Annotated in this window: 10 protein-coding genes; 5 read left to right on the top strand and 5 right to left on the bottom strand. The window is 37.9% G+C overall.

Annotated features, from left to right (window positions below):
- A partial coding sequence (locus F6K13_RS04330; RefSeq protein ID WP_287286896.1) for a CBM20 domain-containing protein occupies window positions 1-662 on the top strand: 662 nt, incomplete at its 5' end.
- A gap of 173 nt (window positions 663-835) precedes the next feature.
- On the opposite strand, the gene F6K13_RS04325 is transcribed toward F6K13_RS04330, so the two are convergent.
- Window positions 836-1867, bottom strand: coding sequence for a class I SAM-dependent methyltransferase (locus tag F6K13_RS04325; protein ID WP_124145385.1), 1032 nt, complete (start codon window positions 1865-1867; stop codon window positions 836-838).
- A 218-nt stretch (window positions 1868-2085) separates the two neighbouring features.
- The gene (locus F6K13_RS04320; protein WP_124154358.1) at window positions 2086-3405 is read right to left on the bottom strand and encodes a sulfotransferase; all 1320 of its coding nucleotides are present in this window, start codon (window positions 3403-3405) and stop codon (window positions 2086-2088) included.
- 132 nt (window positions 3406-3537) lie between these two features.
- On the opposite strand from F6K13_RS04320, the gene F6K13_RS04315 reads away from it, so the two are divergent.
- Window positions 3538-5355, top strand: coding sequence for an ABC transporter ATP-binding protein (locus tag F6K13_RS04315; protein WP_124145387.1), 1818 nt, complete (start codon window positions 3538-3540; stop codon window positions 5353-5355).
- Window positions 5334-6257, top strand: coding sequence for a tRNA (adenosine(37)-N6)-dimethylallyltransferase MiaA (gene miaA, locus F6K13_RS04310; RefSeq protein WP_205127394.1), 924 nt, complete (start codon window positions 5334-5336; stop codon window positions 6255-6257). Before F6K13_RS04315 ends, miaA begins: the two co-directional genes overlap by 22 nt.
- Window positions 6258-6330: 73 nt before the next feature.
- Here miaA and F6K13_RS04305 read toward each other — a convergent pair whose 3' ends face one another.
- Window positions 6331-6528 (bottom strand): hypothetical protein, encoded by a 198-nt coding sequence (locus F6K13_RS04305; RefSeq protein ID WP_124145388.1) that lies wholly within the window; start codon window positions 6526-6528, stop codon window positions 6331-6333.
- 27 nt (window positions 6529-6555) lie between these two features.
- On the opposite strand from F6K13_RS04305, the gene F6K13_RS04300 reads away from it, so the two are divergent.
- Window positions 6556-7962: an aldehyde dehydrogenase family protein gene (locus F6K13_RS04300; protein ID WP_287286893.1), complete on the top strand. Its 1407-nt coding sequence runs from the start codon at window positions 6556-6558 to the stop codon at window positions 7960-7962.
- Window positions 7962-8342: a DUF2784 family protein gene (locus F6K13_RS04295; RefSeq protein ID WP_124145390.1), complete on the top strand. Its 381-nt coding sequence runs from the start codon at window positions 7962-7964 to the stop codon at window positions 8340-8342. Before F6K13_RS04300 ends, F6K13_RS04295 begins: the two co-directional genes overlap by 1 nt.
- Before the next feature lie 763 nt (window positions 8343-9105).
- On the opposite strand, the gene F6K13_RS04290 is transcribed toward F6K13_RS04295, so the two are convergent.
- Both F6K13_RS04290 and F6K13_RS04285 read right to left on the bottom strand, forming a co-directional pair.
- On the bottom strand, window positions 9106-10149 hold the full coding sequence (locus F6K13_RS04290) for a nitrilase-related carbon-nitrogen hydrolase (RefSeq protein ID WP_124154357.1): 1044 nt from the start codon (window positions 10147-10149) through the stop codon (window positions 9106-9108).
- Between the two features lie 596 nt (window positions 10150-10745).
- Window positions 10746-10934, bottom strand: coding sequence for a hypothetical protein (locus F6K13_RS04285; protein ID WP_124145392.1), 189 nt, complete (start codon window positions 10932-10934; stop codon window positions 10746-10748).
- Window positions 10935-11698 lie beyond the last annotated feature (764 nt).

Here is an 11698-nt window from a genome sequence, read left to right as displayed (position 1 = left end):
ATCGCCCGATGATGGAAAAGTGGGATTGTTCTACTCGACTCTATCAGGATTTGCATTTGTTATCCAAGTTGCGACGACTAAATCCGGCAGTGTCTCTGGGAAGTCATGTGGAAAAGTATATTTCTGCCGATATTTACTGCTATCTGCGACGTTATCAAGATTCTCGCTGCTTGGTAGCAATGAATAGGACAGAACATAAAGTGGAGCTTTCTTTAGAAGATACAGAGTTGAAAGATGGGGAGTATAGTTGCCTTGTTAGCGATCGCCAGTTTGTAGTCAAGGATGGTAAGATTTTGAAATTGGAATTGGGGCCTAAGCAAGGGATTGTCCTTAGCTATATTGGTAACCACGTCAAAGGAAAAATGATAGTGCGGGCACAGTTAAATGGGATAGCTACTAAAATAGGGGAAACTGTAGTCGTAACCGGAGATTGTCCAGAGTTAGGCAATTGGGATCTTAGCAAAGCATATCCATTGGAGTATATTAATCAAAATACCTGGTTTGGGGAGATTCCATTTAATGAAAGTGCGGGAAGGAGAATTGTTTATAAATATGTTTTGTTGCGGAAAAATTTACCACCCCTGCGAGAAAATCTAGTCAACCGTTCTTGGATATTAGCAGACCAAGGAACGGTAAAATGGTATGATAGTTGGGCGTATTAAGAGCTAGTCATTTTAGTTATCAGTACCTCTGGAATAAGGAGGCTTGATATAAGGAGTAGTCTCTTTTTTTATCCTTTAAAAAGGGAGGCGCATACCCACAAATTTTCGGTAAGTAGGTAGGGTTGAAGGAGGATATGATAATTGCTTCATATCCTCCCCTAGCTCCAGCAATCTTATTTGGCTTTTTTAGCCAGAATCATCATATCTGTGAGCAAACCTTCTTTCCAATCATATTTATTTATACTTGACTCAATCCAAGCAGCAAAACTTCTTAATAATTTTACCGTTCTTTCATCAAACTCAGATTTGGCAAAGTCCCTTGGTTGAATCGGACACTGAATCCCCAGTAGTTTCTGTGCCCTGTCATAATCCTCATAAAAACCGTTTACCTGTTCTCCTCGATAAACAACCCAATCAATGATTTGGAATGAGGGATTCACTTCACTTGATGCTGTAGCGAATTCTTCTGCAAAAATTTCCTTCATAGATTCTGAAAAAGGATTCTGTAGAATTGATTTAAACAAGTCAAAACTGTAATATCTGATGGGTAAAACTTTTCCCATTTCCGACTTAAATACGTCAGCAAACTCCTTTCTGCCAATTTTTAACAAAGGAGAACCATCTCTCTTACTTTTTAGGTGTTGCAATGGCTCGCCCTTTGTTTTGGTTGTGAATATTGTCAAGATTCCTTCAGATTTCAGCAAAGAGTAAAAAGCTGAAAGCGCTCCCTGAACCAAATCAAATGTCACATGAGGAAAAACTTGACCCGAAATGATAGTGTCGAAGGGAGCATATTCTCGTAGTGGTTCCACCTCAGTCATGCTATTATTGAATAGATGAAAGTTGCCGAAATGATATTCTTTTTTGTCAATTTCATCTAATAAGGCATCGTATTTATCTCCCCTCTGGTCTAACATAGCTTCCAATTCAGAATTTTTTTCTACAATTGCCTTGGCTTTTAAGACTGCGTGTTTAAATCGTGGCGGATCTAACTCGGCAGCAACAATTACATCGGCGTGGGAAAGATTGTGAAAAAGCCTACCCAAACCACAACCACAGTCGTAAATTGTTTGGCAGTTTTGAAGAACCTTATTCTGAAATTCTTCCCAAACAAACCCGGTACCGCCTTCTGTGATTTGGTGAATGTACTCCTTTACATAAGGATGGTTTGGGTTTTTACTTTTGTAACGATATTCCTTTGTCATTTTTCTCCTTTATAAAGGTAGTTGCTGAAAAATCATCCTGACTCTCTAAGTGATCGCCGAAGGCTATTTGTGATAGTAGAAGTTCTGCAATGCTTTTGTCAAGATGGTCGAAAAAATTACTGTATTTCCTATAAATAAAGTCTTTCGTCTCACTCTGAAGTGCGCACTACTTTGCTCGAATCGGGAGCATCTTTGAGTGATCGCCGTGCCTGCTGGTTCTATAAGGCTGATTTGTGGCTTTCCTCAATATCAGTAGAGTGTCTTTGCCACCAGCAACTTACCGATGATTGATACGATTGTAATCGCCCCACTAAAAACAAGCAGAATATTTCGGCTAGTTTTGCATCGCCAGTAATCTGAAGTTTTTCTTGCATTTGCAACTCTACTGGATTGGTATTACCATTAACGAGCTCTACCAGATCCTTTGCCGAAACTCGAGCCACACAATCGGCATTTCGTTCCGCCTTCTCTTTACTTATTTGATTCTTAGGCTTAGTCAAATCAATTGTCCAAATTCCGGCATTTTTACCCACGACTATTATTTGATAGATAACAGGATTACCTTCCAGTGCTTCTTTCAGTTCCTGTAAACGTGGGGGAAAGATTTGTGTAAAAATATCCTCTAAAGTGGAAGTCAAAGTTTCTAACGTTGAATCTGAATTGAGTTGATTGTCTAGGGATAGAACGCTATCCCAATTCGTATCGACTATCGGGTAGTCTAGTTCCGCAAGCAGCTCGTTCATCTGTCCTAGTAGATCATTGGGAATAAATCTACGTTTAATCGTTGCTCCCTTACCTATCGATCGTGAATGAATGCTCTGAGAAAATTGCAACTTCTGATCTTCAAAACCTCCATCATGCTGAACCGAGAATACTTTTTCCAAGAGCGATTCATCCCAAGAAACATTTAAAAATTCAAACATAGTTCCCAAAGATAGACCTGGATTGAGAACGTAAGACTCGTACTTAATTCGGAAACATTGAGTTTTATGTTTCTTCTCAAATTCTAAAAGAGCTTTTGTTTTCACAATCCAATTCTCTAACATTGCACCTACAATATTTCCAGAATTACGACAAACATAGCTTAATTGCTCTGGCATAAACGAATACTTCGTGGCTTCAAGACAAGACTGAACTACGTCCATAGCGTGACGGTGCAAACATATATATTTGCTATCTGGAAATACTGTTTCGAGCCAAGCAACATTATCTATATTGCTTGGCGATTTTTCACACCACATTAACTTGTTTTTACTTTTCGCATATTTTGTCATCACGCTAAATATAATTTGTCTTACCTCCTCAGCTATGGCGTGTTTTTTTTGGGATTCTTCCGACCAACTAGAAATTTGCCCCATCGTACTTTCAATAAAAACATATAGGGAACGACACAATTTTGCTAAATTGAGTTCAGCAGGACTAGCAATATCTGGATGTGTATCTAAAATATAGCGAAGTAGTGATGAGCCAGAGCGCTCGCAGCAGAGAATGAAAATGGGAGGGGTAGTTGAGGACAAATTTTCGGTATTGGTTTTCATAAAAGTCAAGTTATGGTAGAGTCAAATAGCAAGTTTCTGATAAATTAACATCTCGAACTCAAATTGTCAAGCAATTGAACTGAAACTTCGAGCTGTATCTTAAAAAATAGGAACAATGAACAAGCAAGAGTTATGGAAACCTTAAAAATAGAAACAGATTCAAAAGAGCCAACAGTAGAGGTATCGTCGAAAAATAATGTCAATTCCCTAAAGCGCTTAATTGACTATGCCAAGAACTATCGCCTACAATTCTGGCTGGCGAATTTGTGTTCTATACTCAATAAAATATCGAGCCTGGTCTCCCCAGTGACTGTGGGAGCTGCGGTAGATGTAATTGTCAAACAAGAAGATTCTTTTATAGCTCGATTGGGAGTTAAAGATATTTTCCTACAGTTATTAGTATTATCCCTAGCTACAGCAACAATTCGGTCCTTAGAATCTATCTTTGAATATGCCCAAGCGAGGTTGTGGCGGAATCTGTCCCAGAGAATAGAAGATGACTTGCGCTTAGATAGTTACAAACACTTACAGCAAATGGAAATGGAGTTTTTTGAAGACCGCAGCACCGGGGGGTTGATGTCCGTCGTCAGCGACGATATCAACCAACTAGAGCGCTTTTTAGATGTCGGAATCAATCAAATACTCCAGGTAACGATAACGATTATCTTTGTGATGATAACTTTTCTAAGTTTAGCCCCAAGCGTTGCTTGGATGGCAATAATACCCATGCCCCTAGTCGGGTTTGTATCCATTGCTTTTCAGCGCGGTTTAGCTCCTCGTTACGCAGAAGTCAGGGAAAAGGTAGATTTGCTTAACGGTCGGTTGAACAATAATTTGACGGGAATGACTACTATCAAAAGCTTTACTGCTGAAGATTATGAAGTCGAGCGTGTAGCGGCAGAAAGCAAAGCTTATCGGGAAAGTAACGAACGGGCGATCGCTGTTTCGGCGGCTTTTACACCTCTAATTCGCCTGGTTATAGTTCTATCTTTTACAGGCATTATGGTTTTTGGTGGGATGGAGGTGGTGGAAGGGAAACTGTCAGTGGGAATCTACAGTACGTTAATATTACTAGCGCAACAAGTACTATTGCCTTTGGTAATAATGGGAAATGTTCTTGACCTCTACGAACGTGCGATGGCATCCACTGCCCGAATAATGAATCTGCTTGATACACCACTAACGACTCCTTCTGGAAAAATATCTTTACCAGGGAATAAAGTGCGCGGCGAAGTAGAATTTTCCAACGTTACTTTTGGTTATCGCGATCGCCCACCGCTGCTGGAAAATTTCTCTCTGAGAGTGCCCACTGGAAAAACTATTGGCATCGCTGGTTCTACAGGTTCGGGCAAAAGCACTTTAGTTAAACTTCTGCTGCGTTTCTACAAAGCACAATCCGGTAGTATCTTATTAGATGGCATCGAATTACAAAAGTTGGAGTTAAAGGATTTACGTCGCTGTATTGGGTTAGTGAGTCAGGACTTATTCTTATTTCACGGTACAGTGGCAGAGAATATTGCCTACGGCAGTTTTGAGGCGACGGAGGCAGAGATAATTGAGGCAGCGAAAGTGGCAGAAGCTCACGATTATATTGTGCAACTTCCAGAAGGTTATCAGACAATAGTGGGCGAAAGGGGTCAGAAGTTGTCGGGAGGCCAGCGACAGCGCATAGCTATTGCCAGAGCTGTTTTGAAGAATCCACCTATTTTGATTTTGGATGAGGCAACTTCCGCAGTGGATAACGAAACAGAAGTATCTATTCAGCGATCGCTCGAACGGATTACTCAAAATCGGACAACAATAGCGATCGCCCACCGTCTATCTACTATCCGTAATGCTGATTGTATCTACGTTATGGAAAAGGGTAAAATAGTAGAATTTGGCCAGCATAAAGACTTATTGGCAAATGCGGGAGTTTATGCTAACCTATGGAAGGTTCAAACTGGTTAATAATGTTAATTACTATTTGTGGGCCTACTGCTACAGGTAAATCTGGATTAGCCTTGGATTTAGCCCAAAGACTAGGATCGGCGATTATTAGTGCAGATTCTCGTCAAGTGTATAAATATTTTAACATTGGAACGGCAAAAGTAACTACAAAAGAACGGGAATTAGTACCTCATTACTTAGTAGATATTTGTGAACCCACAGAGATTTTGACTTTAGCAGAATATCAGGAACAGGCACAAGATTTAATTAGTCAAACTGATGTGGTATATCCGAGTTTATTAGTGGGGGGTACGGGTCTATATATTAAGGCAGTAGTTAAAGGTTTAAAGATTCCTAGAGTTGGGCCTAATGAAAAGTTGCGATCGCAGTTAGCAGATTTAGGTCAAAAACAATGTTACGAAATGTTACAACAAGTTGATGGAATTGCTGCTCAAAAAATTCACCCTAATGATGCGGTACGAACCTTGCGAGCATTGGAAGTTTTTTATGTGAGTGGGAAACCCATTTCTCAACAGCAGGGAGAAAACCCACCAAATTATCCTATTTTGCAGATCGGGTTAGACTGTGATGTGGAAGTTTTGGGCGATCGTATTCGTTATCGGACTAATAAAATGGTGGAAGTTGGGTTAGTGGAGGAAGTCAAATTTTTGTGTGAAAAATATGGTGCGGAGTTGCCATTGTTAGATACATTGGGTTATGCAGAGATGAAACAATATTTGGCAGGGGATATTAGTTTAACTGAGGCGATAGATGCAACAGTTTTACATACTCGTCAGTTTGCCAAGCGACAACGGACTTGGTTTCGAGCGTACCCAGAAATTGAATGGTTTGATGCAGCAGCAACAGGTTTATTAGATAAAGTTTGGGAGCAAGTGGAGGAGTTTATATCATGTAGGGACTAAGGGGTGGAGGAGTAGGGGAGATTGAATATTGAAGTAGTTATAGAATTATAAACACATACTGTATAACCGAATTCTATATCAGAGATTCTGCTGTTCCTTGTCGATTAAATTGACGATTTAGGGTGCGGAATATGCACCTTTTATATATCTGACTACCATTCATAATTTGTACCTCATTTACCTTAAATCTGCCGTAAATCTCCCCTACTCCCCCAACTATATAATAAGTATTCAACCAAATTTGATATAATCCCCAACTAAAATGTCCCAAACCCCCTGATTTAATATGGTCAATCAAATGAAAATTCGTAACCCGCGCACTGGTATAAATGATTATTTCATTACCCAACCAACTGTAGAACAAATTGCTACTAAATGTCTTAATTTACGATCTGCTCAAATTGAGTGGGAAAAGTGTGGAATAGAACAACGTATTCAGGCAATACAACAATGGAAAGAAACTATATTTTCTCATCGGGAAAAACTAATACAGGCATTAGTAAATGATACAGGTAGACTAATAGAATCAAGACTAGAAATGGACTCTGTGACTAATAGTATAGATAGATGGTGTAAGTTAGCACCGCAACTCTTATCAACTGAGTCAACCAAAACTACAACAATTCAATTTATTCAACTACAAAATCAATTTTCACCTTATCAGTTAGTTGGTATTATTAGTCCCTGGAATTTTCCTTTATTACTTTCTTTAATCGATGCAATTCCAGCTTTAATTGCTGGTTGTGCTGTGGCAATTAAACCAAGTGAAATTACTCCGAGATTTATCCAACCTCTGTTAGACACTATTGCTAATATTCCCTTGTTGTGTGATGTTTTTACTTATATTGAAGGATCTGGAGAAACTGGCGCAGCTTTAATAGAATATGTAGATTTTATTTGTTTTACTGGTAGTGTTGCCACAGGTAAAAAAGTTGCCGAAGCAGCAGCAAAAAGATTTATTCCAGCTTGTTTAGAATTGGGAGGTAAAGACCCGGCAATAGTGTTAGCTTCAGCAGATTTAGAGTTAGCAACATCGGCACTTTTATGGGCTTCAGTTGTTAATGCGGGGCAGTCATGTTTATCAATTGAACGTATTTATGTGGCCGAATCAATTTTGATAGAATTTATTACTAAACTTACCGAAAAAGCTAAAGGTCTGAAATTAGCTTATCCCAATGTTGAATCTGGAGAAATCGGACCAATTATTTCCACAAAACAAGCTGAGATTATTAGAGAACATTTACAAGATGCTGTGGCTAAAGGTGCGGTTATTCATTGTGGAGGAAATGTCGAAAATTTAGATGGTGGTTTCTGGTGTTTACCCACAGTTTTAAATCATGTAAATCATAGTATGAAAATAATGACTGAGGAAACTTTTGGACCAATAATACCTGTGATGTCTTTTACTACTGTTGAAGAGGCGGTAAAATTAGCAAATGATACAATTTATGGATTAAGTGCTGCTGTTTTTGCTGGTTCTGAAGCTGAAGCTTTAGCAGTTGCTAGTCAGATAAATGCTGGAGGTATTAGTATTAATGATGCGGGTTTAACAGCATTTATCAATGAAGGAGAAAAAAATTCTTTTAAGTTTTCCGGTTTAGGTGCTTCTCGAATGGGAGTTGATGGTATGAAAAGATTTATGCGGAAAAAATCGATTTTAAGTAAAGTAAATTCTATAATTAACCCTTGGTGGTTTAAAAGTTGATGAATGAATTATCTCTGGATAAAAAATTAATTGTTTTTTTGCTCAAAATATTACATACTTCTGTCTTGATTTTTACCTTGACTGGATGGCTATTACCTAATAAATTGTTATTGATTTATTTAGTTTGGATACCACTAATGGTGATTCAATGGCAACTAAATCAAGAAACTTGTATATTGACAAATCTGGAAAATTATCTATTAGGTGAAACTAACAAACAAAAGTCAGAACAACAGGGTCAATTTGTGAAATCTTTGTTTTTAAATTTATGCGGTTTTGTACCAGCAGATAACTTTTTAAAATATTTGATTTATTTCACGATTTTTTCCTGTTGGAGTATTGGAGGTTATAAATTTTATCTGTATTATTATGGCTATTGAAGAAGGTCGTAGGTAGTAGGTTTTAGGTGGTAGGTGGTACTTACAGCACTTTCCAATGTAATCAGGCACACCTTATTTTAAGGCAGAATTCAGAAGTCAAAAACTAAGAAGATTGGACTGTACCTCATAGCAAAGGAAACCACTGTATATTATGTCCGGATAATTAGGATTTGCTGATTAACTATCAAAGCATTGACAGATAAAGGTAAGTGTCTTCTGAGATCCCAAGAAAATGCGCTTGTTTTAGTTTAAAACGTTCAAAAAGGAGCGCATTTTGGGCAAATCAAGGACTGAAAAATTGAGGAACAATTCTTACTTCTACCTCCTCTAAATTCCCCGTTTCTCCTGACTCCTGACTCCTGACTCCTCTCTCGTTATTTATAACTATTCAACCGGACATAATATTATATATTTTTTCGTAAGCATTCAGCGGTCAGCTATCAGCTATGAGTTATTAAGTAATTATCTTGGAAAAAGTAATTAGTATTCAAGGATAATGAAAAGTGATGTTTGCGCAGCATTCCGCAGGAAATGAAATAGTCCTTTCAGCTAACCTTGGTTATTGCTTGATTCTTTCTTTCATGCATCTGAAGCGCTGAACGCTAATAGCTGAATGCTTACATTTTTTCAGCGATAATATGATGTGAAGAAGGTCGTAGGAGTTAGTTGAAAAAACCTATCTTAATTACTTCAATAGTAAGGTAAGTTTCAATATATTCCCTACTCCCTACTCCCTACTCCCTACTCCCTACTCCCTTGTTCCTCATATAATACCTTCTTTTCTCAACTTTTCAATAGTTGCACGTTGAGTTTCAATAAAATGTTTTCGCTCAACTACTCCACCATCCATAGTATTAGCAGGATAAGCATGAAACTGACGATAACTTTCTGCATAAATATCCCATCGTTGCCTTGCTAATAAATTTTTCATTCCCACTTGAGAGCGATAGTTGCGGAGACCCATAATATCAATTTCACCATAGGCGGCCATGCTTTCCCCTGCACCCGTTTCCGCTAATATTAAACCTCGGTAGTCGATAATTTTAGAACCCCCATCAACGGAAGCTTCAGGAATGGGAGTATTGGCAATACCTGCAGTATTAGCAGATATCACATACATCATATTTTCCACAGCACGAGAAACTTTCGCTGCTTCTTTTGGCGATCGCGCTTGCCCATAAACTTCTGAAGTAGGATGCAGTAAAATTTCTGCTCCACGCATTGCCAAACATCGGGTCACTTCTGGAAATAAAATTTCATCGGAGGCAAAGGCAGCAAAATTACCGATCGCTGTTTTAGCAACGGGAAATACTCCCTCTAAACCATAACAGTCGAGATATTTATCCCATACATCGTGGGGAGTAGGAGCAAACATGGAGTTAAGACGGCGATAGCGCAATACGATATTGCCACTGGGGTCAATGAGAAAGCAGCTTTGAAAATATAATTCGGGAAAGTTGGGGTCAACTTCATAAGCATTGCCCCCTAGAAAAATATCATTTTTTTGAGCAATCTCTCCTAGGCGATCGTAGATGGGGTCAGTCATTTCTAAACACGCTTTATTTGCCCAACTTGTCAAAGACTCGGCCATCGGAAAACCTGTGAGAAAATATTCTGGCAGTAAAACTAATTTACAGTTTAGGCCAATAAAAGCTTTACTAGCAGCTATTTGTTTGGCTAGGTGATTGATGGTTGATTGAATCAGCGATCGCGCAGATTCCCGATCGTTGGCCTGATTTACTGCTTTCGCCTGGACTTGAAGGGCCAAAGCCTGGAAAGGGGTAACTTGATTGATAGCTTCTATCATATTTTGCTATAGTCATCCTCGGCATGGGTGTGTAGAAAATCTCTAGGAAATTTTGAAGAAGTATTCAGTAGTCAATGAGTGACTGAGAATGGGGTTGTGATTAGACTTGGAGGAAAGCTGTAGATATTAAAAGATAAAACAGTAACAAAGAAGAAGAAATCATTTATATTATACCAATGTTGCCTGACAATTTAAATTGGCGTTGGTGAATTTAGCTATGATTTTCGTGCTTAGGGAATAGGGAATAGGTAGGGACTTTGAATACAAAGTCCCTACAGATTATTTCGTTTACGGGTTGTTCGGGAGCAAGTTCGGGAGCAAGTAATGAAAGGGGTATTCATAATTCTGATGTTGATTACAGTTAGTCCAAATATCTTAATTCATAGTTTGATTCACCAACACCTTTAAATTTATTGTCAAGGACTAAAAGATTAGTTCTGTAGCTTTAATCAGTGAGAAATTATATTACTTGGGTAATTCCAATATTCTCAAAGTAAGGGGCGTAATATTATGCGCCCCAGAAAAAATAACTGTAGTTAAAGTGTTAGGAGTAATGCACTCCAAGGCTTTCTCGGTGGATGATCAACTCTATAACATTAAGAAGGTTGATCTTGATTAATCTGGCGTTCAATGGTTTGAATGGCCGCATTAAGTCCAGCTAATCTAGTTTCTAGATCATCTCGCATCCACTTGAGGAATTTCAGTTTATTTTCCTGATGGACTTTACGAGACTCTGGTTGAAAAAAGTCCCAGCCACAGCAGGGTTTAGCAAAGAATGGAAACATAGGTAATACTCTCAACTCATCTTTACTTAATATTTTGAAACAAAAACTCTAGAAATGACAAATTATATTCTAATTTATTTCTTAAATATCAAAAGTGAAGGCCATGCTAGTCAGCAAAAATCCTGAGAAGTCTGTACTTCAAAAAGTAGAGCATTATATTTATGTAAATATATTAGACTTGTCGCTTGATAAACTAAAAAATTGTAGAAACCCCCCTATGTAAAGCTTGTAGTTATTTATAGATCAAAAGACTCAAAATAATTACCCTGTCTAGGTTGTGGATATTTTTTATATCTATTTAGCGACAACTCTATTATATAACCTCCTTGGGTCTGTTTCTATAAAATGCAAGTAAGTATCCAATCGAACTTAATATCAGTAGTGCTCGCGATCGCTTCCTTACTTAGTTTCATACATTAATCACCACTATTGTTAACAGTAATCAGTTTCACAACACTCTGATTTTTTTCAAAGTAGATCGAGTTTAGTAAACTCAAACTAAACCTAATTTTAGCACTTTCAAATATTGATCCAAACTTGATTTGATGCTAAAATTTATACTGTAATTTTTAGGCAATAATTACGGTTCTAATAGAATTACTTATTAAATATAAAAAACTCTAGATTTGCCTGAAAAATCTTAAATAATATTTTGCATTTATTTATAAAGGAGATATGATTATGGTTGCTCAATCTTGTATCTATTCATCACCTCTACAAAAAGCAATTGACCGTTATCCACTAACTGTAACACCCGAAACTCC

This window comes from Okeania sp. SIO2B9, from assembly GCF_010672505.1.
GTDB lineage: Bacteria > Cyanobacteriota > Cyanobacteriia > Cyanobacteriales > Microcoleaceae > Okeania > Okeania hirsuta.
Note: the sequence above shows the minus strand (reverse complement) of the source record. Positions and strands in the feature narration are given on the sequence as shown.

Bases quoted from the DNA above. Each gene is read 5' to 3' on its own strand.
- F6K13_RS04325 (WP_124145385.1), bottom strand. From the start codon at position 1,867: ATGACAAAGGAATATCGTTACAAAAGTAAAAACCCAAACCATCCTTAT.
- F6K13_RS04320 (WP_124154358.1), bottom strand. From the start codon at position 3,405: ATGAAAACCAATACCGAAAATTTGTCCTCAACTACCCCTCCCATTTTC.
- F6K13_RS04315 (WP_124145387.1), top strand. From the start codon at position 3,538: ATGGAAACCTTAAAAATAGAAACAGATTCAAAAGAGCCAACAGTAGAG.
- miaA (WP_205127394.1), top strand. From the start codon at position 5,334: ATGGAAGGTTCAAACTGGTTAATAATGTTAATTACTATTTGTGGGCCT.
- F6K13_RS04300 (WP_287286893.1), top strand. From the start codon at position 6,556: ATGAAAATTCGTAACCCGCGCACTGGTATAAATGATTATTTCATTACC.
- F6K13_RS04295 (WP_124145390.1), top strand. From the start codon at position 7,962: ATGAATGAATTATCTCTGGATAAAAAATTAATTGTTTTTTTGCTCAAA.
- F6K13_RS04290 (WP_124154357.1), bottom strand. From the start codon at position 10,149: ATGATAGAAGCTATCAATCAAGTTACCCCTTTCCAGGCTTTGGCCCTT.
- F6K13_RS04285 (WP_124145392.1), bottom strand. From the start codon at position 10,934: ATGTTTCCATTCTTTGCTAAACCCTGCTGTGGCTGGGACTTTTTTCAA.